This is a genomic window from Roseovarius marisflavi, assembly GCF_900142625.1.
Taxonomy (GTDB): Bacteria; Pseudomonadota; Alphaproteobacteria; order Rhodobacterales; family Rhodobacteraceae; genus Roseovarius; species Roseovarius marisflavi.
Genome location: NZ_FRBN01000004.1, coordinates 40,435 through 61,671 on the forward strand (window position 1 = coordinate 40,435; position 21,237 = coordinate 61,671).

Sequence of the window (21,237 nt, forward strand, 5' to 3'; positions counted from 1 at the left end):
ATGGCCTCCCCCACAGAGATCGATCGCCATGACACCGATATCCTGATCATCGGCACCGGCGGCGCGGGGCTTTTCGCGGCCCTTCACGCCCAGCAATCCGCACCGCCGGGCACCCGCATCACCATCGCCGTCAAGGGGTTGATCGGCAAATGCGGCTGCACCCGGATGGTGCAGGGCGGCTATAACGTGGCGCTTGGCGGCGGTGATACCGTCGAGCGGCATTTCATGGATACAATCCGGGGCGGCAAATGGCTCCCCAATCAGGATATGGCCTGGAAGCTTTGCGAACAGGCGGTCGTGCGCATTCGCGAGCTTGAGAACGAAGTCGGCTGTTTCTTTGACCGCAATCCGGACGGAAGCCTGCACCAGAAGGCCTTCGCCGGGCAGACGGCGGATCGCACCGTGCACAAGGGCGACCTTACGGGGATCGAGATCATCAGCCGCCTGATGGAACAGGTGCTGTCGCGCCCGGTTGAAAAGCTTCAGGAACACCGCGCCATCGGCCTTATCCCGACGGCGGACAAAAGCGCGCTTGCCGGGGTCCTGTTCATCGACATGCGCACGGGCCGCTTTCGCCTTGTGCGCGCCAAGACGGTGATGATGGCGACGGGCGGCGGCCCGACCATGTACAAATATAACACCCCCTCGGGCGACAAGACGATGGATGGCCTTGCCATGGCCCTGCGCGCCGGGCTTGAACTGCGCGATATGGAAATGGTGCAGTTTCATCCCACCGGTCTTCTGGCGGGCGATCACACCCGGATGACCGGCACCGTCCTCGAAGAGGGTCTGCGCGGCGCGGGCGGGCAATTGCTCAACGGTGCACAGAACCGCTTTATGTTCGATTACGACCCAAAGGGCGAACGCGCCACCCGCGATGTGGTCAGCCGGGGCATCTATTCCGAGATGCGCAAGAACAACACCTCGGAAAATGGCGGCGTGTTCATCTCGATGGCGCATCTTGGCCCCGACAACGTGCGCGCCAAGTTTCCCGGCATGGTCAAACGCTGCGCCGACAGCGGCTTTGATCTCGCCGCCGGTCTGGTCGAGGTGGTGCCGACCGCGCATTACTTCATGGGCGGCGTGGTGGTTGATGCCGATACCCGCACCGCGCTTGAAGGGCTTTACGTGGCCGGTGAGGATGCCGGCGGCGCGCATGGCTCCAACCGTCTTGGCGGCAACGGCGTGGCCAATTCCACCGTCTATGGCGGCGTCGCGGGCGACACGATGGGCGCCGACATTCGCAAGATGGGCGCCCTGCGCGACCCCTGCCCCACAACGTTGCAGGCCGAGGTTGACCGCGCCCTGCACCCGCTCACCCGCAAGCCCGATCTTGTCCAACCCCTGCGCCACGCCCTGCAAGAGGCGATGTGGGAAGATGTCGGCGTGTTGCGCACCGAAACCGGCCTCACGCGCGCACAGACCCGCGTTGCCGATATTTCGGATGCGCTCATGGAGGTCGGCGTCGCCTCCGACAACCTCGCCTTCAACCTGACATGGCATGACTGGCTGAATTTGCGCTCGCTTTGTGATATATCTCAGGCCATCGCCCTGGCCGGCCTTGAACGCGAAAATTCCCGCGGCGCGCATTACCGCGAGGATTTCCCCGACGAGGGCGACCTTGATGCGTCTTACTTCACCGTCGTGACGCAAACCGGCGGCGACCTCGCCGTGCGCCGCGACCCCGTCGATTTCAGCATCGTTCGCCCCGGCGAGACCATCCTGCCCGACGGCGAACCCGAAACACTGGTAGCTGCACAATGATCTCCATCGACCTCATTCAAAAGACCGCCGAAACCCTGATGGACAAGGCCGCCATCGAGATCCCCGACGATTACCTCTCGGGTCTCAAATCCGCCGCCAAAACCGAGGATGGCGATCTGTCGTCTTTCGTCCTGCAGGCGATGCTTGAAAACTATCAGGCCGCCAAGGAAGACCGCCGCGCCATGTGCGGCGATACCGGCACCCCGCGCTGGTACGTCAAGATGGGCAACAAAACGCAGATCGAAGGCGGCCCCATCGCGCTAGAGGCCGCTTTGCGCCGCGCCACCGCCAATGCCACCAACGGCGTGCCGTTGCGGCCCAACCGGGTGCATCCGCTCTGGCGCACCGATCACAACAACAACGTCGGCATCGGCGCGCCCGAGATCGAATACGGCTATGAACCGGGCGGCGAATGGATCGACCTCATTACCGTTCACAAGGGCGGCCTTTTCGGCACCGATTACCGCATGCTGTTCCCGAGCGACGGCATTCAGGGCATCAAACGCTTTTATCTCGATAGCCTTGTCGCCTTTGGCAAACGCGGTCTTGCCTGCCAGCCGGCGATCATCGGCATCGGCCTTGGCGGGTGTAAGGATACCTGCATGGTGCTTGGCAAACGCGCCGCCTGTCTTCGGGTGGTCGGCGATCGCAACCCCGACCCCAAGATCGCCGCGCTTGAGGATGAATTCAAAGAGCTAGGCAATTCCATCGGCATGGGCGCCATGGGCTTTGTCGGCAAGAATATGGTGATCGATTGCAATATCGAGGTCGGCTATTGCCACACTGGCGGCATGCAGATGTCGGTGCATGCCTTCTGCCTCTCGTCACGTCGCGCGGTGGCGCGGGTGCATGCCGACGGGCGCGTCGAATACCGCACCGATCCTGAATGGTTCACCGATTATCAGCGCCGCGATACCATCGAGTGGCACCCCGAGATGGCCGCCGCCGAATGATCGCCACCGGCCCCCTTTCCGGCCTTCGGGTGCTTGATCTCACCCATGTGCTGGCCGGGCCCTATGCCACCGGGCAACTGGCCCTGATGGGCGCCGAGGTGATCCGCGTCGAGCGCCCCGACAGCGACGATTTCGTCCGCACCCACGGCGGCACGCCGGACATGCGCGCAAAAGGTCTTGGCGCGTCCTTTCTCAGCCAGAACAGCGGCAAGAAATCCGTGGTGCTTGATCTCAAATCCGACACCGGGCGCGCCACTTTCCTCGATCTCGCCGCCACCGCCGATATCGTGACCGAAAACTTTCGCCCCGGCGTGACCGAGCGCCTTGGAGTCGATTACGACAGCCTGCGCGCGCCCGCGCTGCCGTTTCGCGCGCCTTGGGCGCCGCGCACCCTTGCCCCGGCTCCGACATGCGGGCGCGACACGTCCGAGATCCTCGCCACCCTTACCCCACAGGAGGCCCCCCGATGAAAGTGCGCGAAGTCCGCCTGAGCACCACCCCGACGCCAGAGGCCATCGCCGATCTGCGGCTTGGCGATATCGTCTATCTCGACGGGCTGCTCTATACGGCGCGCGAGGGCGTCTACATGCGCGCGCTCGAAGAACAGGCGAATATCCCGATGGAATTGCCAAGCCAGAGCGCCGCCAATTTCCATTGCTCCCCCGCCGCCGCCATTCGCGAGGACGGTAGTTTTGACATGGGCGCGGTGACCGCCACCGCCTCGTTCCGCTTCGCCAAATGGCTGCCGGAATGGATCGCCAAGACCGGCGCGAAACTGATCATCGGCAAGGGCGGCATGTCGTCCAGGGACTACAAGGAATACTTCGTGCCCAACGGCGCGGTCTACCTCTCGACCGTCGGCTATGGCACCGGCGCTTTGCTGGGCCGCGGCATCGAAAAGGTCGAGGCCGTGCATTGGCAAGACGAGCTTGGTTTGGCCCAGGCCATGTGGGTGATCCGCTGCAACCGCATGGGGCCCTTCATCGTCGCCTCGGACATGGAGGGCAACTGCCTGTTCGAGCGCGAAAACGCCAAGATCGTGCAAAATCTCGACCGGGTGTACGAGGGCACCCGCCCGGCGGTACTCAAGCGCTATGGCGAAACCGATGACCGCTCCGACGAAGTTATCGGCTAACCCCGCGAGACGGCCCGTCAGGGCTGGCGGGCCACCCCGCTCACCCTATCGCGCCGCATTTCAGTCCTGCCAATGCACCGCCTCGACCTGTTCGCAAGCCGCCGGATACCTTCTTGGTGTGCTTGATAATGTAAGCTCAGCCGCTTTGGATGATGGTGAGTTCGACGAAAGGGACTATATCCTGACCGACGGCGTTTCCTATAACATCGGCAAAATTCAGGAACCGACCAACAGCGGCCGTTTACGCTCGGGGATGGAACCAATCTGAGCTTTGATCCCTCGTTGCGTCGAGGCGTGTCAATTACGCAACCCAATCAGGTCTGGTGCCGCTTGGCATCCCGGTTTGGTCTGACCCAAACAGCGACCGACCTGACAGGTGTCTTTCCCTGGACCTGTCGACTGCCCGGGAACGCCTTGCGAAAAGGCTTGATCGCGGCGCACAACTGCACGATGCTAGACGTATCCGCATTCCACTTAGAGTAACGTCAGTTTAGGAATGGGAAAGCCAATGATCAGGAATTCATTTATCGCGGCGGGGCTGTTGACTGTGATGTTTGGCGGGATCGCTGATGCGGCGACGTTTAACCTTGAGTATACGTTGGGATCCGGCGATGTTGTGACCGCCACAGTCCAAGGGGCTGTGAATTCAGGCGATGCCAATCTGGTGAACGTGGCGTCGGTAAGCGATGCGGCGTTCAACGGTTTATCTTTTGGGCCGCTGGGATTTTCGGCGTCGACACTCGGTGCCGCAGATGGAAGCGGAATCCTGAGCTTTGATGGGTTGGCGACAGAGTTCCTTGCCTGCGACAGCAGCGCTTGCAGTGAGGGTTTTCTGATCTCCGTTGCCGATACATTCGGTGCGCCAGTGTACATCAGCTCGACTTTCTTTTCAGGGGCTTTTGAAGAATTCGACTCTGCCCGCTACTCGCTTTCGGCGGTGCCGCTGCCAGCGGCGATGCCTTTGTTGCTGGCGGCACTTGGCGGTCTGGGTTTCATTGCCCGCCGTCGCAAGGCCGCCTGACACAGCACCGCTCGTTAAAAGTAACATGCGGGCGGCTTCGGTCGCCCGTTTTTGTTTGCATCCTCAAGATCTGCAGCCTATCTAAAAGGAATGATGAATTTGCGGACCATATTTCAAACCTTCCTGCTGAGCCTGATCATGGCGATGGCGGCGAATGGTATGGCGATGGCCTCAAATAGCGTGATGCATCAAGGTCAATGCGCGCATGCGGCATCAGATGCGACACAAACCGCGCCGATGGTCATGGATCACACACACCAAACCGCGACGAGCGGCGAAACGGCATCTGATCATGACCACGAGACCTGCATGATGCATGCCTGCTCGGCTGTGGCCTATGAGTCGCACGGGGCTTTTGCGATCTCTGTTTTGCTTTCTGCGGCAATCGCGTCGAACGAGAAAGAGCTTGTGGCGCTTGAGCGCGCCGATAGCCTTTTGAGGCCTCCAAATACCTGATCTCCGGCTGTGCCGGATCTGAATGAGCGGGACGCACGGTTGACGTGATTGTCCTGCATTGCGTTCTATCGATCAGGAAAAATCATGAAATTTTATATTGTTCTGGGCTTTCCCATAGCCCTTGCGGCCTGTGGCGCGGTGACCGAGCCGCAAGCGCCAACCCGATTGGCAGCCGCCGCCACCCCTGAGGCCACCCATAGCCATGCCAGCTCGCCTTCGCTGCTGACCGGCTATGCAGCGCGCGCCATCAAAGGGCCCGCCTCCTGGCGCGAACTGAATGAGCGGCAATCGCCCGATCACAAGGGGGCTCACGAATGAGAGTATCCCGCAAATCAGGGCTGGCGCTGTCCGTGGCCCTGCTGATCTCGGCCTGTACCTCGCCACAGCAGGTGGCAAAGTTTGCCGATCCAAAAGCCGCGTTTGCACCGGTTTCCGACAGTGGGCGCAAGGTCTTGGGCAAGGACACCGCCCTTTTGATGGATGTCCCCGCGATCGAGGCCAATGCCAAGCGCGTGCATGCCATGGTTCAGGGCAAGACGCTTGACGCGGATACCGCCGTGCAAGTGGCGCTCTTGAACAATCGCGGCCTTCAGGCGGCCTATGCGCAGCTGGGCGTGTCCTCGGCCGAGGCCTGGCAATCCGTCATGATGCCCAATCCGGTGGTTTCCATCGGGGTACTTGGGATCAATGCTGACGGGGTCGGGGCGTTCCGCTCCATCGAGGGGGTGATTGCCAACAACCTGCTGGCGGCGTTCACACAAGAGGGCCGCAGCCACGCGGCGGATGTCAAATTTCGTCAGGCACAGCTTACTGCGGTCGAGAAGACCCTGAGCGTTGCGGTCGATACCCGGCGCGCCTGGGTCGATGCCGTGGCCGCCTTCGAGGCCGCCGGGTTGATCCGCGAGGCCCAGGGAACCGCCGATGCCGCGTCGGAACTGGCGGCACGGCTTGGCGATACCGGCTATCTCAACAAGGCCGATCAGGCGCGCGAACATGCGTTCTACGCCGAGCTGACCGGCCAGCGGGCACAGGCCAAACTTGCCGCCACGCTGGCGAAAGAGGCGTTGACCCGGCAAATGGGTCTTTGGGGGCAGGACGTGACTTATTTCGTGCCCAATGCCCTGCCACGCCTGCCCGGACAGGTGAAAAGCCGCCCGCATATCGAGCGCGATGCGCTCAAGTCGCGGGTCGACCTGGCGATTGCGCGGCTTGATCTGGACAGCATGGCAAAAGCGCGCGGAATGACCGAAGCGACGCGATACGTCACCGATCTGGAACTGGTGGTCGGGGCCGAACTGGAACGCGAGAATGACGGCGGCGGCATCGAAACGAAGACCACGCCACAGGTCGAGCTTGATTTCGCGATCCCGATTTTCGACAGCGGCAAGGCGCGCCTGAAACGGGCCGAAGCGGCCTATATGCTGGCGGCGCATCAGCTCGCCGAACGGGCGGTGAATGTGCGCTCCGAGGCGCGCGCGGCCCATGCGTCTTACCTCGGAACGCACCAGATCGCGCGTCACTATCGCAATGCGGTTCTGCCGCTGCGCCAGACCATCGAGGAAGAGGCGCTGCTGTCTTACAACGGCATGATCACCAACACATTCGAGCTTTTGGCAGACACCCGCGCGCGGTTGAATTCCAACCTGACCGAGGCGAGTGCACGACGCGACTTCTGGCAGGCCGAGGCCAATCTTGTGGCCGCAGTGCATGGCGGCGGTGGCGGTGGCGCGGGCAGCGGTGGTGATACTCAGGCATCGGTGGCCGGTGACGGCTCCGGCGGGCATTGAAAAGGAACATAAGATGATGAACAGACGTCAACTTCTCACTGCCGGCGCGGGCCTGATGGCCACCGGTGCAATGGCAAAATCCCAAAATATGGGCCTCCCCGAGGCGGCGGTGATGGACAATGCCTCCACGCAAGCCCCGCTCAGGCCCAATTCCGGTCCCGACTATAACCCGGTGGTCACGCTCAATGGCTGGACGCTGCCCTATCGCATGAACGGCAACGTCAAGGAATTCCATCTGGTCGCCGAGCCGGTGGAACGCGAGCTTGCCGATGGCATGACCGCCTATCTCTGGGGCTATAATGGCCAATCCACCGGCCCCACGATCGAGGCGGTCGAGGGCGACAGGGTACGCATTTTCGTCACCAACAAGCTGCCGGAACATACCACGGTGCATTGGCACGGCCTCATCCTGCCCTCGGGCATGGATGGCGTCGGCGGGCTTAGTCATCCCGGCATTCCGCCCGGCAAAACCTTTGTCTACGAGTTCGATCTCGTGAAATCGGGCACCTTCATGTATCACCCGCATGCCGATGAAATGGTGCAGATGGCAATGGGGATGATGGGCATGTTCATCGTCCACCCCAAAGACCCGACCTTCATGCCGGTGGATCGCGATTTCTGCATCATGCTCAACGCCTTCGACATTGATCCGGGCACCTATATTCCGCGTGTGATGACGATGACCGAGTTCAATCTCTGGACCTGGAACAGCCGGGTCTTTCCCGATATCGACCCGCTGGTGGTGGGCCTTGGCGACCGGGTGCGCGTGCGCGTCGGAAATCTGACCATGACAAATCACCCGATCCACATGCATGGCTATGACTTCGAGGTGACCTGCACCGATGGTGGCTGGGTTCCGCCCGAGGCGCGTTGGCCCGAGGTGTCGATCGACATTCCCGTCGGCGCGATGCGCGCCTACGAGTTTGACGCGGTTCATCCCGGCGATTGGGCGATCCACTGTCACAAGTCACATCACACGATGAACGCCATGGGCCATGACGTGCCCAATTTCATCGGGGCAGACAAACGCGCGCTCACAAACATGATCCGCAAACATCAGCCGGAGTATATGCCGATGGGCACTGCGGGCATGGCGGATATGGCTGTAATGTCTATGGAAATCCCCGACAATACCGTGCCGATGATGACCGGCTGGGGTCCGCATGGGCCGATTGAAATGGGCGGCATGTTTTCGGTCGTGAAGGTGCGTGATGGCATCGAGGCGAACGATTACTCCGATCCCGGCTGGTACGAGAACCCGCCCGGCACCGAGGCCTATGAATGGACCGGCGAGTTGCCGGAATTCACCTCTAATGAAAAAGCTCAAACCATCCTGACACCCCGCCCGGACACGGCGCGGAAATCCTGAATCAACGGAGAGACACAATGAGAAAACTTATCCTGACGACAAGCATCCTGGCAGTATCGGCAAGTCTGGCATTCGCCGCCGGAACCCATGGTGGCGGCCACGGCCACGACGCAGGTCATATGAAAACGCAAGACGGTCACGGCCATGGCGCGGGTCATATGGACATGATGCAGATCGGCATGACGGGCGACACGACGAAAATTGATCGCATCGTCACGGTTACCATGATGGAAACCGCCGATGGCGATATGCTTTTTGAACCGCGCGACCTGATGTTTGCCGAAGGCGAGACCGTTCATTTCAAGATCACCAATGCCGGTGAGATCGACCATGAGTTTGTCATGGATACCTTCGCCAATAACGAAAAGCACCGTGCGCTGATGATGAAGTTCCCCGAGATGGAACATGATGATCCCAATTCGGTGCGCCTGGCTCCCGGCGAAAACGGCGAGATCATCTGGACCTTCGCTAATGCAGGCGAATTCAACTTTGCCTGCCTGATACCGGGCCACATGGAAATGGGCATGCATGGCCCGCTCAATGTGACGTCTAATTGACCCCATAACCCGAAAGGAAACGCTATGAACCTCATCAAATCCACCCTTCTGGGCTTTGCGATCACAACCGCAACCGGTGCCTTCGCAGAGCCGGTCTTTACCAAGGGCGTCGTCAAGAAAGTGGCCCCTGATGCGGGCAAGGTCACCATAATTCACGAAGAGCTGGTCAATCTGGACATGCCCGCGATGACCATGGTCTTTCGCGTCGCCGACGAGGCCATGTTCGAACAGCTTGAACCCGGCGACGATATCGAATTCGTCGCGGACCGGGTGAATGGAAAGCTGACCGTCACCGACCTGAAATAGGCAACAGCTTTTGGGCGCAGGATGAATGTGCGCCCAAACCGCCACCCGGATGGGCGATGCCACCGCAATTACCCGGCCATCTAATCAACGCAGAAAGAGGATTTCCATATGCGAAAACCCATCATTTTCATCGGAGTTGTTGCTGTCGGTATTGCGGCCTATTTCCTTGCTCAGCCCCCAAAACCGACGCCTGCGCCAGCCGCAGGTCAAGCCGGTGCAATCGCGTCGGTACGGCTGCCGGAAACACTATCGCCGGATGCATCAATTGGAAAAACCGCATATCAGGCGAAATGCGCAAACTGCCACGGAGACAACGCGGCCGGAAAGCACGGTGTCGGCCCACCTTTGGTTCATAAAGTCTATGAGCCGTCCCATCATGGCGATGAGGCCTTTCAACGCGCAGCCGCACTTGGCGTGCGTGGCCATCATTGGCCTTTTGGGGATATGCCCCCGATCAAGGGTGTAACCCGCGCCGATGTTACAATGATCGTCGCCTATGTTCGGGACTTGCAGCGTTTTAACGGTATCAACTGATAAGGATCGGCTCCGGCTGAGTGCAAAACAGGGCGGTAAGGACGTTGTCCCATTCGCACAGGTGAGATAGCGGCCCTCCGCTGCGTAGGGTATGAACCGAGAAGATGCGGATAAAGCGCCATGTCGCTGCGGCTTCGCCAACGGCTTTTAAGGTCTCAATTATTCAATTTGTTCAAAACCAAAGAGACACGCCAAGGGCTTTGAATATAAATCAAGCGCTTGCACCGCGATAGTTTGCCAGTGTTCCAGCCAAAAGCAGCCGAGACAGAGGCGGCAATAAACGGCGCCATTCCGAACAGCGGCGACGAAGCCGGTGGATGAGGGGGATTCCGGCATAGAGGGCGGACAGCATGACAAGCTGCAAAATGATCAGCCTGGACAGGGCCGCGATTGCAGGGCATCGCGAAACAGGCGCGTGCATCAAATGAAACACTGTACAACTGGTACGGGGACAAGCAGGGCCTGTTCAAGGCTCTGGTCACCCGCAACGCCGCCGAAGTCAAAACCCTGCTTGAGGCGGGACTGGCCGCAGATCGCGATGCACTGTCGATCCTTGGCCTGCTCGGCCCAAGACTGCTCGCCCTATTGCTGGGCAACCGCGCAATTGCGCTGAACCGTGCTGCCGCAGCAGACCCAAGTGGGGCACTCGGGAGGACTTTGTCGCAGGCAGGGCGCGAATCCATTTTGCCGTTGTTGATGGAGGTGCTCGAGGCTGCCAGGCACAAGGGCCAGCTGACATTCGACACGACAGAAACAGCGGTGGGTCTCTACCTCGATCTCTTGCTCGGGGATTTGCAAATCAGGCGCGTGATCGGACGCCAGCCACCGCCCACAGCCGAGTTTTTCGTCGCTCGCTCCGAAAGGGCAATGAAACTCTTGCGGCACGTCCTGTCGTGACCATGCAGCCAAAACGTGACGCACCGTATTGATCGCGCGACTGAACTGAAACCAGCAGAGGGCTTGCCTGCCAAAACACCAGCCAGGCTGGCAGAAGTGTTGAGCAATGTCCGGGCAAAGGCGGAAATGGCTGGATGGGATCAGGCCTGGCCGAAACGGTGTTGTCGCGTTAACTGTGCGAAAAACGCGGAAAGGCATCCTTATCAAGGGTCTTGTGGCTCACGCAGATCGATATTCGGCACCTACATCAGCTCGCGCGCCAAAAGCACCGCGCCTGACACAAAGGTCATCACGATAAGCAAGCGCCGGAAAACCGCATCCGGCAGGCGGCGAAAGATCGCGATGCCGATCTGGGCGGCGGCAATCGCCACCGGCGCCGCGACCGCCAGATAGATCAGCGTCTCGCGCGTATAGGCCCCCTTGAGCGCCAAAAGCATCGCCGTCAGCCCCAGAACCACAAAGTTGAACGGCTGTAACACCGCGCGGGTCTCGGCTTTGGGCCAGGGCCTGAGCGCGCACCACATCATCGGCAAGGCCCCCGATAGCGAGGCCGCGCCGCCCAGAATGCCGCCCAGAAACCCCACCACCATATCAAGGTAAGGCGTCGGGCGTTCAAACCGGGGCAAGACCGTGCGCAGACTGAAATAGCCACCATAAAGCAAAAGGAATGCGGCAATCACAAGCTTGAGCGTGCGCGCATCCAGCACCGACAGCGTCAGCACCCCCAGCGGAATGCCCACCAGCGCCGGCACCATGAACCGCGCCAGCCGCCTCGGGTTCTGGCCAATCGCGTGTCGCACCACCCAAAGCCCCTGTGTGCCGGTGATCACCGAGATCATCACCACCACCGCCACCGCCTGTACCGGAGGCATCACCGTCAGAAAAAATCCAAGCGCGAAAAGTGCAGTGCCAAAGCCGGCAAGCCCGTTGATCAACCCGCCCGCCGCCGCCCCGGCGGCCACGTAAACCATCACATCCGGGCTCATGGCGCGCTTTCCTTCATCTGGGGCGTCTGTTGGAACACGCCGATTTTGACCGCCTCAAGCAACGCCTTGTGAATCTCTTCGATCACCGGCAGGCGCGGGTTGTCACGCCGATAGGCCAGCGTCAGCCGCCGCGCCGGTGCGCCATCGGGAAGCGGCAGGCGTTTGAGCGGCAGCGGATTGAAATCACGTACACAGCGCGCGGGCACGATCGACACGCCAAGCCCGGCCAGAACCATGCTTGAAATCGCCTCAAGCCCCTCAAGCTCCATCGTGGCGTTCACCCGGATACCGCTTTCCTGAAGCCAGCCGTCTATCAGATTGCCAACCACCGCATCGCGGCTGAAGCGGATGAACGGATAGTTGGCGAGCAATTCCAGCGGGTCATCGCTTGGCATATTCTGCGCCGCGATCAACTGCATCGGCTCAAGCGCGATATCGCTATACTCCATGTCCGGCGGCAACGGCCTGTGCCGCGACAGGATCGCCGCATCCACCGCGCCGCGATCCACCTGCGCGATCAACTGCGTGGTCAGGCCCGGAAATATCCGCACATGCAAATCCGGATAACTGTCCTTGAGATGGCGCACCGCCAGCGGCGTCAGCCCGGTCAGCGTCATCGGCACCGCCCCCAAAAGGATCTCGCCCTGAAACCCTGCATCGCCAATCACCGAGGGCACGATGGTATCATAGGCGCGCACGATCTCTTTCGCCTTCGCCACAAGCGCGCGCCCCACCGGGGTAAGCTGCGGCGTGCGCCGACTGCGATCAAACAGCGTGACCTGCCATTCCTCTTCCAGCATGCGCATTTGCTGGCTCACGGCGGCATGGGTGATGAACACCGAATCCGCTGCGGCACTGAAGGTGCTGTGTTCTTCGACCGCAATCAGCGTTCGCAACCGCCGGATTGACATGACGCCCCTTTATCGTAAGTTTATCTAACAAATGCTGTAACGCAATATTGCTTATCTTAAGGTTCTCTTAACGATACTACTGATCGCGACGGCGTTGCAATGAGCCATTGATAAGGCCGCATAAAAAGACAGTGGAGGAGGAAATCATGACTTTCAAAAAGCTGGGCGCGGCCTGCGCCCTTGGTCTCGGCCTTTTGGCGACAACTGCCATGGCCGAATACCCCGAACGCCCGATCAACATGGTCATTCCCTATGGCGCGGGTGGGGCCACAGACATTTCCGCCCGCACCATCGCCGAGCCCCTTGGCACGGCCGTGGGCAAACCTCTGGTGATGTCCAACATCACCGGCGCCGGCGGGGCCATCGGCTCAGTTGCGGTGCAAAACGCCAAGCCGGATGGCTATACCATGCTGTTCGCGCGCGTCGGCTCGCATTCCGTCAACCCGGCGATGAAGGCCACCCTGCCCTACAGCCTCGATGACTTCCGCTTTGTCACCGTCTATGAAATCAACCCGGTCGCCTGCGCGGTGCGCCCGGATTCCGGCATCAACTCCATGGAAGACCTGATCGCCAAGACCGAATCCGACGGCACCACCTATAGCTCCTCTGGCGTCGGCTCGCTGCTGCACCTCGCGGCGGTCTATGTGCTGTCGGAATACGGCGTCGAAAACCCGCTCGATAAGGCCACGCATATCCCGCAAAAAGGCGGCGGCGCAGCGGCCACGGCGGTTCTGAATGGCACGGCGACGTTCCTTTGCACCAACACCTCGGCCCTGGCGAGCTTTGTCGCAAATGGCCAGCTCAGGCCGATCCTTGTCACCACCGCCGAACCCGTGCCCGGCTTTGACGCCCCCACCTCGGCCGATGTCGGCAAACCCGGCCTGACCCAGCTTGTCGGCTGGACCGGCATTGCCGGCCCCAAGGATCTGCCCGATGATGTCGCCGCCAAATGGGGCGAGTGGATGGCCGCCGCCGCTGGCGATCAGACCTTCCTCGATCAGATGACGGCGCGTGGCTCGGTGATCAACGTCATGAGCCCCGAAGACGCCAACGCCTTCATTCAAAAGCAATACGAAACCTTCCGCGCCCTTGTCGACAAACTGGGCATGCGGATCGAAGGCTGATACCACTTTTGCAATAACGCCGGGCGCCCGAAATCGCGCCCGGCCAACAACAAAATCAATCTGATCGGGGAGGATCGGGGTGAGCATTCGCACAATACAGGTGCATCTTGGCATCGGGGCCTGCCTCGTCGCCCTTTTCCTGATCCTTTACGGCATACCAAACTGGGTGTCTTCGCCCAGCAATGTGCGCAAGATCATCCTGTCGCCGCTGTTCTGGCCCTATACCATCGCCGGATTGACCGGATTGGTTGGGCTTGGCCTGATCGTCTTCGGGCGTGGCCCGGATGATGACGACACCCCCGTCAACGAGGCCATAGAAGACCCGCGCGCAGGCATGATGCGACTCGCGGCGATGGCGGTGCTGATGACGGTCACCTTCTGGGCAATGCCCCGGATCGGCATGGTCTGGGCCTCGATGGGGGCCTTTGCGGCGCTCGCCTTTCTGGTCAGGACCCGTCACCCCAAAATCGCCCTCGCCTGCGCGGTGCTGGTGCCGCTGGTGCTCTATGCCTTCTTCGCGCATGTCGCCAGCGTCGCCATCCCGCAGGGCAATTACGTGAGACTGCCATGAGCCTTTTGGATAGCATCATGGCAGGCTTTGCGCTTGTCGGGAATTTCAACGCCTTCCTGTCACTGGCCATTGGCATCGTGATCGGCGTGGTCGGCGGTGCCATTCCTGGCATTTCGGCGACCATGGCGGTGGCGCTTGCCCTGCCCTTCACCTTTCCGATGCAGCCGATCAACGGCATCCTCTTGCTGCTTGGCGTCTACAAGGGCGGCATTTTCGGCGGCTCTATCCCGGCGATCCTGATCAAGACACCGGGCACCCCGGCCTCTTCCGCGACCATCCTTGACGGTCACCCGATGGCCGAACGCGGCGAGGCGGGGCGCGCCCTTGGCATGGCGCTTTGGGCCTCCTGCACGGCCGATATCATCTCGAACCTGTCGCTGATCCTCTTCGCGGGCTGGCTGGCATCCTTCGCTCTCAACTTTGGCCCGCCCGAGTTTTTTGCCCTGATGCTGTTCTCGCTGACCATCATCGCGGGCGTCTCGGGCGACAGCCTGTTGCGTGGCGCGCTCTCGGCGCTTCTCGGGCTGTTGCTGGCCACGATCGGGCTTGATCTGGTCTATGGCACCAGCCGCTTTACCTTCGGCGACCCGAGCCTGATGGGCGGCTTGAATTTCATCGCCGTTCTGATCGGGTTGTTCGCCATCCCCGAGGTGATCAACATGGTCTGGCACCCCACCGGCCATATCGGCAAGGTTCAGTCCTTGGGCAGCAAATGGGTCACTTTCGCCGATTACAAACGCTGCTTCCGCTCTATCGTGAGGGGAAGCTTTATCGGCGTCTTCCTCGGCTCTATCCCCGGCATCGGCGCGGCCCCGGCGGCGTTCCTGTCCTATTCCGAGGCCCGGCGCAAATCGCCCAACAAGGCCAATTTCGGCAAGGGCGAGATCGAAGGCGTCGCCGCCTCCGAAGCGGGCAACAACGGCGTGGCCGGCGCCACCCTGATCCCTCTGCTGGCGCTTGGCGTGCCGGGCGATGTGATCACCGCCATCATCATCGGCGCGTTCATGGTGCACGGGTTGCAACCGGGGCCGATGATGTTCGTGATGAATGTCGATATCATCTATGGGCTGTTCATCGGGCTGATCTTCAGCTCTGGCCTGCTTCTGATCGTCGGGTCACTGGCCATTCGCGGCTTTCGACCGGTGGCCGACATCCCCAAGCGCATCCTGATGCCCTGCGTACTGGTGCTCTGCATTTACGGGGTGTTTGCGGTCAATAATAACATCTTCGATGTGGGCGTGATGTTCGTCATGGGCTGGGTCGGCTTTGTCATGAGTCGCTATCACATCCCCGCCGCGCCCTTCCTGATCGCCTTCATCCTCGGCCCGCTGCTAGAGGATAATTTCCGCCAAGCCATGCTGATGTCCGGCGGCAGCCCCGAGATCCTGTTGCGCGGCCCGATCACCTGGTTCTTCTGGGCGCTCACCGTAATCACCGTCGTCGCCATAAGCCGCGGCACCCTCAACAAGGCGCGCGAAGCCGGTTAGGCCCCGTTGATACTCCAGAACCGGTAACGCCCCTGCCCGGTGACCTCGCGGATCAACCCGTGATCCATCAGCAATGTCAGGTTGCGTTGCACCGCCGCGCGGCTGGCCCCGGTCAGGTGCTCCGCCATCGGGGCCGACACAAGCGGCCATTCCGCCAGCACCGCCAGCAATTGCCCCGGCGTGCGCCCCGAGAGCTTGGCGGTTTTCGCCTGCGCGTCGCTCTGCCAGCGTTCCAATTGATCAAGCTGGCGCATCGCCTTGAGAATGGCGCTCTCCACGCCCTCGATCCAGGCCCGCAACCGCGCCTCGGCCTCTTTCGATCCGCGCCCCGCACCGGGCAGCGAAAGTGGCGCGAAAATCGCCCCGCCCCGGCAGTCACCCGCCGCCAGCCGCGCCGCCGTCACCGTCGCCTCAAGCCGGTCGCCCTGATGCCCAAGCCCCGCCATCGGCCAAAGGTAAAACCCGAAGGCCGCGCGCACCAGCGGATGCAACCCACCCGCGTGCGCCATCACGCTCTGCCAGCCTTCAATCCGCTCGCCAAGCGGCTCTGCCCCCTGCCCCGGCTCGTGCCGCCCCAGAAAGGCCTGCAACCCCTCCTCCGGCCCAGGCCCGCCCGACAGCCGCCGCATTGCCCAGCCGACCCGCGTCAGCGCCTGCGCATCCTCCTGCGCCCCCGCAAGGCGCAACGACAGCCAAAGCGCCAACCGCTCGGGCGCCACCCTCTCTCCTGCAAACCAACTTAAATCAGCGGCCGCGCTCAACGCCAACCGATGCCGCCATCCCGGTGGCGCGCGCAACAACCGGTCATCCAGCGCCCCAAGCCGCGCCGCGGCCCGCGCCAGCGGCAAGGCCAAAGCCGCCTGCGCCCTCTCCCAGGGCACAAGCTGATCGCGCTCGCCCACGCCTGCCCTCGGCAATGGCGCAAGCATCGCGTCCTCGTCCGGCGGGCCGGGCAGAAACCAAAGATCGTCGTCAGCACCCTCATTCATATGCGCAAAATACCGCTATTTTGCACATTATAAAAGACCTCACACCTCAAGGTCGTCAAACGCTCCGGGCACCATATCCTCCCAGAACGCGACCATCTCAGCCACACAAAGCGCCGCCGCCCAGCCAAGGCGCGCAAATTCGGCGCGCTTCACCTCATCCTCGACCCCGGCCAGAAACAGCCGCCGGTCGGCATCGCGCTGCGTCGGGCTTCGCGTGCCGGTCAACTCCCTGACCCGCGCCATCTGCGCCGCCCTGATCCTGCGCCCTTCGGCAACCACCGCACCGCGCGCCTCGGCCTCCACCTCGGCCTTGCTCTGCGCCGCGCGCCGCGCCTTCTCGGCCTCGACAACCTCGGGTCGCGGCTCTGGCACAGGCTCGGCGCGATAATCATCGCGCAACGCGGCCGAGAGATACCGCACCGGATGCTCGACCCCTCCGCGCCCCTTGAGATACTCCAACTTCTGGCTCACATAATCTTCGCCATGCTCGGCAATCCACTGCCGTGCCAGCCGGTCACTGACCCCAACCTCAAGCAGCCTCGCATAAACCCGGCCCTGCCTTACTCCCTCGCCATCGTCGATATTCATCATCGCCAGTTGCGGGTTTTCCTTGATGCGGAACCTGATCTCGCTCACCTGCCGCCCCATCTTGCGCAATTCCGGCTCGACAAGGATGTTCGAGGTCTTGTTGACCTCGCTCACCGCAGGCTTGATCACCTTGGCATTGAGATGCTTGAAACTCTCGTAATAGGCGCTGCCATCGACCCCCATCAGACGCCGGAAAAGATCAATTGGCCACCAGCCGGTGCTTCCGGTGCGCACAAACCGATAACAATTCTCGTAAAGGGCAAGCGCGTGACCGCTGGTGAACCGCCGCTGGATATTGAGATTGATAAGCGCAAAGACCTTCGGATCATGAAGCTTTTCCGCCAAGGCCGGGGAATAGGCATATTCGCACACCCCGCTCTTGAGCTTGGCATAAGACAAAAGCGAGCTGACCCCCCATTCCTGACGGCCCTCTTCATCAAGCATGTCCCATTCCGCCGTGGTCTCGGCCAACGAGCGCAGGGATTGCTTGAGCGTCGCCATATCGTTGGAATTATACCCCACCATCAAACAGAGCGTCTGCGCGTCGATCTGATGCTTAGGTTTCGTGATCAGCGCATCATAGGCATTGAGCAACAACACATTCGACAGCTTGCGCTGCAACAGCGTCAACTTGCCCGACACATGAATAGCTGCCACATTCTTTTTCACCGATTGACGCCTTAGCGCCCCGGTCAGCCTGTCATGCTGAATCTCTTGCTGCATCGCCCTGCCCTCTTCTGCCCCAGGATTTTTTCCTGTCGGCGCCTGCTCTCACCCTCTAGTATGCCTCAAAAGGCACCCGTCCTCAATCATTCTCTAGGCACCCGTTTACGGGGGGCGGTGATCCCGCAAACGGGTACTTATGAGCTTTCGGGGTATGGTTTTGGGGATAACTTGGTGGATATGTCTCGGTCCGATGGCGCATTTTGGCCTAAATAGACTCTGTCCCGTGCTCCGGTCCCCCTGCCCCCGCGAATCGCCACCCTTCGCCCCGTGTCCGGGCACCTTTGACCCCGTAGATGGGTGCCTTTCATCCCGTAGTCTGGCACCCAAACATATCTAAGGTATTGATATTAAACGGCGTATACGGGTTAAAGATTCTATAGATTCCTAAAGAATTACAATCTTTAGCGTGGTGTTTTTCTTTCTGATATACTGATTTATGTGGGTTTCGCCGCGAAACCTTCCCTTTTCCTTTCTGGTATCGGTCTCTTCTTAGTGATTCACAATCTCGTCCCGATGTGCGATGATTTGTGCAATAGCACCGAAAAACGGTGATCTTAGTGAGGCTTCCCATACATGGACAAGAAACCAGAGATTCCCCTTCCCCCCTATTTCAATCTCAATCCCGAGGCCGCCGCGGCCAAGCTTGGGCCGATCGTCGATACCGCCCGATTCGCCCGCGCCGCCGCTTTTGCCGGTCGCGGACGCGTTGATCTGGCCAAGCGTGGCTATGCCCCGGATGGCAAGAAGCGTCTGCGCAAGTTCTCCACATGGGAGGTGTGCCGCTATCTCATTCCCGTTGCCCCGGCCCACCTGCGCCGGGTTCTGAACAAGCACCCCGAATTGCCGCAAGGCGAAGGTCAGGGCAATTCCCGCTGGTTCAGCCTTGAAGAAATCCTGATCCTGCGCGATCATTTCGCCGAAGAAGGCAGCAGCGCCAAGGAATACCGCCCCTATCGCCCCAAGGGCCAACCGGCCAAAATCACCGCCGTGGCCAACTTCAAGGGCGGCGTCGGCAAGACCTCGACCGCCGCCCATCTCGCGATGAGTGCCGCGCTTGATGGCTACAAGGTTCTTGTCATCGACCTCGATAGCCAGGGATCGATGACCTCGATCCTTGGCGGCGATGTGCCCGATGAATGGCGCACGGTGTTCCCGCTTCTGGCGCGCGATTACGCCACCCATCTCGAGGCTGAAAATCGCGTGCGCGAGGCCTCCGGCGACCCTGTCCTGCCGCTTGACGAAACCTTGACCGAGGCCTTGCAGGTTTCCTTCGCCGATGTGGTTCAGAAAACCCATTGGCCCAATATTGATCTGATCGGTGCACAGCTTAACCTCTACTGGGCCGAGTTTCAGATTCCGGTCTGGCGCATGGGTCTGCGCAACTGGCCGCTCTGGGATGCGCTCACCTCTGCGCTCTCTGAGAGCGGCGCGCTCGATGACTATGACGTGATCATTCTCGATACCCCGCCTGCCCTTGGCTATCTCACCATCAACGCGCTTGCGGCGGCGGATATCATTCTTGTGCCGCTTGGCGCCTCGTTTCTCGAGTTCGATTCGACGGGGCGGTTCTTTGACATGCTCTATTCGACCTTTGCCTCGATCGAGGATGGTGAAAACACGGCACGCCGTCGCGCGGGCCTGCCTGAGATGAAGTTCGAATGGGACGTGGTGCGCGCCATCATCACCCGCTTTGACGCCAGCCAGCAGACCGATCTCGCCAATGTCATTCAGGCCTATTTTGGCGATATGACCAACGCTTACCGCCAGGACTATACCGCCATGGTCGGGCAGGCGGGCGAGACCGTGTCGGGCATCTACGAGGCCGATTACCGCGACTTTAACAGAGAGACCTATACCCGTGGGCGCGAAACCTTTGATCGCACCTATGCGGAATTCAAGGAAATGCTGATTGGCGCCTGGTGGCGTGATGAACAACTCGCAAAGAAGGAGGCCGGTCATGGCGAAACGCAGACAGCTTGAGATCCCGAGCGCCGAGGCCCTGAAGGAAATCGAAGAGGGTTTCGCGCGCGAAACCCCCACCGGCCCCGGCCTTCGTCCCCCTATCGCCGACGTCGTCGCCGACGCGGCGATGCATTCTGATCCCTTGCCGCCCTCTGAAAGAGCAGATGCCGCGCGCGATAAATCCGAGGCCCGGCAATTGCGCGAGGCGGTCGAGAAAGGCCTGATCGCGCGCGAAATTCCGATCCATGACATCACCGCAGATGCCCTGACCCGCGACCGGATTCATCTTGATGAAGAGGAAATGGTCGAGCTATGCACCTCGATTTCTGCGCATGGTTTACGGCTCCCCATCGAGGTGTTCGAGCCCGCAAATCCAGAGGCTGCGGGCAAATATGCCCTGATCTCCGGCTTTCGTCGTCTTGCCGCAGTTCGTCGCCTGAATGCCATGTCGGGGGGCGAAAAACACCTCACGATTGCGGCCTTTGTACGCCAGCCGGATAGCATTGCCGATTCGGTTATTGCGATGGTCGAAGAGAACGAAATTCGCGCCGGTCTGAGCCAATACGAACGGGGCAGGGCGGCCGCCATGGCGGTTTATGATGGGGTTTTTCCCTCGATGGATGAGGCGGTTCAACGGCTGTTCGGGGCAGCCTCGAAAGCCAAGCGATCCAAGATTCGTTCCTTTGCTCTGGTGCATGAAGAATTGGGCGATATGCTGACCTTTGCAACCCAACTGAGCGAGCGGCAATGCCTGCGTCTTGCAGCGGCCCTCAGGGCCGGTTTGGCGCAGGATATTCGCAGAGTTCTGGAGAATCATGTGATCGAATCCGCCGAGGCAGAATGGGCGGTTTTGACTCCTTTGGTCGAGCAGGCCGAAGGGGTTGGGCCGGACCCGAGCCGGGGAGGGCGGCCCAAGGTTGCGAGTAGGGTCAGGAAAGGCACGCCGATTTCATTGGCGAACGGGGTGTCGATCGAGCGGGTCGAGCGGCCTGAGGGCTATGCTATCCAGTTTCGTGGCGCGGCGGTGAATAGCGAGATGATCGACAAGGTCATCGACCATATCCGCTATTTGCTGGAAGAGGTGAAAGACTAGGGCAGGTGGGTGGGTTTCGCG

Annotated in this window: 22 protein-coding genes; 18 read left to right on the forward strand and 4 right to left on the reverse strand. The window is 60.8% G+C overall.

The features are described 5' to 3' along the window. The 13 genes from BUB78_RS05475 to BUB78_RS05535 all read left to right on the forward strand — a co-directional run bounded on the left by BUB78_RS05475 (window position 1) and on the right by BUB78_RS05535 (window position 10,779). Window positions 1-1,764 (forward strand): L-aspartate oxidase, encoded by a 1,764-nt coding sequence (locus tag BUB78_RS05475; RefSeq protein WP_073195859.1) that lies wholly within the window; start codon window positions 1-3, stop codon window positions 1,762-1,764. Beyond that, window positions 1,761-2,717 (forward strand): fumarate hydratase, encoded by a 957-nt coding sequence (locus tag BUB78_RS05480; RefSeq protein ID WP_073195861.1) that lies wholly within the window; start codon window positions 1,761-1,763, stop codon window positions 2,715-2,717. The genes BUB78_RS05475 and BUB78_RS05480 overlap by 4 nt, the downstream gene beginning before the upstream one ends. Then, window positions 2,714-3,187 carry a CoA transferase gene (locus BUB78_RS05485; RefSeq protein WP_073195863.1) on the forward strand — a complete coding sequence of 158 codons (474 nt, stop codon included), beginning with the start codon at window positions 2,714-2,716 and terminating at the stop codon, window positions 3,185-3,187. The genes BUB78_RS05480 and BUB78_RS05485 overlap by 4 nt, the downstream gene beginning before the upstream one ends. Continuing rightward, window positions 3,184-3,852 (forward strand): fumarate hydratase C-terminal domain-containing protein, encoded by a 669-nt coding sequence (locus BUB78_RS05490; RefSeq protein WP_073195865.1) that lies wholly within the window; start codon window positions 3,184-3,186, stop codon window positions 3,850-3,852. The genes BUB78_RS05485 and BUB78_RS05490 overlap by 4 nt, the downstream gene beginning before the upstream one ends. Before the next feature lie 508 nt (window positions 3,853-4,360). Further along, entirely contained in the window at window positions 4,361-4,873 is a 513-nt protein-coding gene (locus BUB78_RS05495; protein ID WP_170865028.1) for a VPLPA-CTERM sorting domain-containing protein, read from the forward strand. A gap of 51 nt (window positions 4,874-4,924) precedes the next feature. Then, window positions 4,925-5,329: a hypothetical protein gene (locus BUB78_RS05500; protein WP_139279261.1), complete on the forward strand. Its 405-nt coding sequence runs from the start codon at window positions 4,925-4,927 to the stop codon at window positions 5,327-5,329. Window positions 5,330-5,413: 84 nt separating this feature from the next. Beyond that, window positions 5,414-5,647, forward strand: coding sequence for a hypothetical protein (locus BUB78_RS05505; protein ID WP_073195871.1), 234 nt, complete (start codon window positions 5,414-5,416; stop codon window positions 5,645-5,647). Then, complete coding sequence (locus BUB78_RS05510) at window positions 5,644-7,116, forward strand: TolC family protein (RefSeq protein WP_073195873.1); 1,473 nt, start codon at window positions 5,644-5,646, stop codon at window positions 7,114-7,116. The genes BUB78_RS05505 and BUB78_RS05510 overlap by 4 nt, the downstream gene beginning before the upstream one ends. Window positions 7,117-7,129: 13 nt before the next feature. Then, complete coding sequence (locus BUB78_RS05515; protein WP_073196217.1) at window positions 7,130-8,485, forward strand: multicopper oxidase family protein; 1,356 nt, start codon at window positions 7,130-7,132, stop codon at window positions 8,483-8,485. 17 nt (window positions 8,486-8,502) lie between these two features. Beyond that, a complete protein-coding gene (locus tag BUB78_RS21105; protein WP_073195875.1) occupies window positions 8,503-9,042 on the forward strand; it encodes a cupredoxin domain-containing protein in 540 nt (179 codons plus the stop codon). Window positions 9,043-9,066: 24 nt separating this feature from the next. Beyond that, entirely contained in the window at window positions 9,067-9,348 is a 282-nt protein-coding gene (locus tag BUB78_RS21110) for a copper-binding protein (protein ID WP_139279262.1), read from the forward strand. Between the two features lie 108 nt (window positions 9,349-9,456). Next, window positions 9,457-9,882 carry a c-type cytochrome gene (locus tag BUB78_RS05530; protein ID WP_073195877.1) on the forward strand — a complete coding sequence of 142 codons (426 nt, stop codon included), beginning with the start codon at window positions 9,457-9,459 and terminating at the stop codon, window positions 9,880-9,882. A 390-nt stretch (window positions 9,883-10,272) separates the two neighbouring features. Further along, entirely contained in the window at window positions 10,273-10,779 is a 507-nt protein-coding gene (locus tag BUB78_RS05535) for a TetR/AcrR family transcriptional regulator (RefSeq protein ID WP_073195879.1), read from the forward strand. A gap of 242 nt (window positions 10,780-11,021) precedes the next feature. Here the strand turns inward: BUB78_RS05535 and BUB78_RS05540 are convergent, their stop codons facing one another. Further along, window positions 11,022-11,765 carry a sulfite exporter TauE/SafE family protein gene (locus BUB78_RS05540; protein ID WP_073195880.1) on the reverse strand — a complete coding sequence of 248 codons (744 nt, stop codon included), beginning with the start codon at window positions 11,763-11,765 and terminating at the stop codon, window positions 11,022-11,024. After that, entirely contained in the window at window positions 11,762-12,676 is a 915-nt protein-coding gene (locus tag BUB78_RS05545) for a LysR family transcriptional regulator (protein WP_073195882.1), read from the reverse strand. The genes BUB78_RS05540 and BUB78_RS05545 overlap by 4 nt, the downstream gene beginning before the upstream one ends. Before the next feature lie 146 nt (window positions 12,677-12,822). Here BUB78_RS05545 and BUB78_RS05550 point away from each other — a divergent pair, with 146 nt between their 5' ends. The 3 genes from BUB78_RS05550 to BUB78_RS05560 all read left to right on the forward strand — a co-directional run bounded on the left by BUB78_RS05550 (window position 12,823) and on the right by BUB78_RS05560 (window position 15,858). Continuing rightward, window positions 12,823-13,800: a Bug family tripartite tricarboxylate transporter substrate binding protein gene (locus BUB78_RS05550; RefSeq protein WP_073196220.1), complete on the forward strand. Its 978-nt coding sequence runs from the start codon at window positions 12,823-12,825 to the stop codon at window positions 13,798-13,800. A 79-nt stretch (window positions 13,801-13,879) separates the two neighbouring features. Then, window positions 13,880-14,371, forward strand: coding sequence for a tripartite tricarboxylate transporter TctB family protein (locus BUB78_RS05555; protein ID WP_073195884.1), 492 nt, complete (start codon window positions 13,880-13,882; stop codon window positions 14,369-14,371). Then, window positions 14,368-15,858 carry a tripartite tricarboxylate transporter permease gene (locus BUB78_RS05560; RefSeq protein ID WP_073195886.1) on the forward strand — a complete coding sequence of 497 codons (1,491 nt, stop codon included), beginning with the start codon at window positions 14,368-14,370 and terminating at the stop codon, window positions 15,856-15,858. The genes BUB78_RS05555 and BUB78_RS05560 overlap by 4 nt, the downstream gene beginning before the upstream one ends. Here the strand turns inward: BUB78_RS05560 and BUB78_RS05565 are convergent. Further along, window positions 15,855-16,847, reverse strand: coding sequence for a helix-turn-helix domain-containing protein (locus tag BUB78_RS05565; RefSeq protein ID WP_073195888.1), 993 nt, complete (start codon window positions 16,845-16,847; stop codon window positions 15,855-15,857). The genes BUB78_RS05560 and BUB78_RS05565 overlap by 4 nt on opposite strands. A gap of 39 nt (window positions 16,848-16,886) precedes the next feature. After that, window positions 16,887-18,158: a replication initiation protein gene (locus tag BUB78_RS05570; protein WP_073195890.1), complete on the reverse strand. Its 1,272-nt coding sequence runs from the start codon at window positions 18,156-18,158 to the stop codon at window positions 16,887-16,889. A gap of 576 nt (window positions 18,159-18,734) precedes the next feature. Between BUB78_RS05570 and BUB78_RS05575 the strand changes: the two genes are divergently transcribed. Both BUB78_RS05575 and BUB78_RS05580 read left to right on the forward strand, forming a co-directional pair. Beyond that, the gene (locus BUB78_RS05575) at window positions 18,735-20,141 is read left to right on the forward strand and encodes an AAA family ATPase (protein ID WP_073195892.1); all 1,407 of its coding nucleotides are present in this window, start codon (window positions 18,735-18,737) and stop codon (window positions 20,139-20,141) included. Continuing rightward, window positions 20,119-21,216: a ParB/RepB/Spo0J family partition protein gene (locus tag BUB78_RS05580; RefSeq protein WP_073195894.1), complete on the forward strand. Its 1,098-nt coding sequence runs from the start codon at window positions 20,119-20,121 to the stop codon at window positions 21,214-21,216. Before BUB78_RS05575 ends, BUB78_RS05580 begins: the two co-directional genes overlap by 23 nt. The last annotated feature ends 21 nt before the right edge of the window (window positions 21,217-21,237 follow it).

Bases quoted from the DNA above. Each gene is read 5' to 3' on its own strand.
- BUB78_RS05580 (WP_073195894.1), top strand. From the start codon at position 20,119: ATGGCGAAACGCAGACAGCTTGAGATCCCGAGCGCCGAGGCCCTGAAG.
- BUB78_RS05550 (WP_073196220.1), top strand. From the start codon at position 12,823: ATGACTTTCAAAAAGCTGGGCGCGGCCTGCGCCCTTGGTCTCGGCCTT.
- BUB78_RS05530 (WP_073195877.1), top strand. From the start codon at position 9,457: ATGCGAAAACCCATCATTTTCATCGGAGTTGTTGCTGTCGGTATTGCG.
- BUB78_RS05540 (WP_073195880.1), bottom strand. From the start codon at position 11,765: ATGAGCCCGGATGTGATGGTTTACGTGGCCGCCGGGGCGGCGGCGGGC.
- BUB78_RS05575 (WP_073195892.1), top strand. From the start codon at position 18,735: ATGGACAAGAAACCAGAGATTCCCCTTCCCCCCTATTTCAATCTCAAT.
- BUB78_RS21110 (WP_139279262.1), top strand. From the start codon at position 9,067: ATGAACCTCATCAAATCCACCCTTCTGGGCTTTGCGATCACAACCGCA.
- BUB78_RS05515 (WP_073196217.1), top strand. From the start codon at position 7,130: ATGATGAACAGACGTCAACTTCTCACTGCCGGCGCGGGCCTGATGGCC.
- BUB78_RS05485 (WP_073195863.1), top strand. From the start codon at position 2,714: ATGATCGCCACCGGCCCCCTTTCCGGCCTTCGGGTGCTTGATCTCACC.
- BUB78_RS05545 (WP_073195882.1), bottom strand. From the start codon at position 12,676: ATGTCAATCCGGCGGTTGCGAACGCTGATTGCGGTCGAAGAACACAGC.
- BUB78_RS05560 (WP_073195886.1), top strand. From the start codon at position 14,368: ATGAGCCTTTTGGATAGCATCATGGCAGGCTTTGCGCTTGTCGGGAAT.
- BUB78_RS21105 (WP_073195875.1), top strand. From the start codon at position 8,503: ATGAGAAAACTTATCCTGACGACAAGCATCCTGGCAGTATCGGCAAGT.
- BUB78_RS05490 (WP_073195865.1), top strand. From the start codon at position 3,184: ATGAAAGTGCGCGAAGTCCGCCTGAGCACCACCCCGACGCCAGAGGCC.
- BUB78_RS05475 (WP_073195859.1), top strand. From the start codon at position 1: ATGGCCTCCCCCACAGAGATCGATCGCCATGACACCGATATCCTGATC.
- BUB78_RS05495 (WP_170865028.1), top strand. From the start codon at position 4,361: ATGATCAGGAATTCATTTATCGCGGCGGGGCTGTTGACTGTGATGTTT.
- BUB78_RS05480 (WP_073195861.1), top strand. From the start codon at position 1,761: ATGATCTCCATCGACCTCATTCAAAAGACCGCCGAAACCCTGATGGAC.
- BUB78_RS05510 (WP_073195873.1), top strand. From the start codon at position 5,644: ATGAGAGTATCCCGCAAATCAGGGCTGGCGCTGTCCGTGGCCCTGCTG.
- BUB78_RS05565 (WP_073195888.1), bottom strand. From the start codon at position 16,847: ATGAATGAGGGTGCTGACGACGATCTTTGGTTTCTGCCCGGCCCGCCG.
- BUB78_RS05570 (WP_073195890.1), bottom strand. From the start codon at position 18,158: ATGCAGCAAGAGATTCAGCATGACAGGCTGACCGGGGCGCTAAGGCGT.
- BUB78_RS05505 (WP_073195871.1), top strand. From the start codon at position 5,414: ATGAAATTTTATATTGTTCTGGGCTTTCCCATAGCCCTTGCGGCCTGT.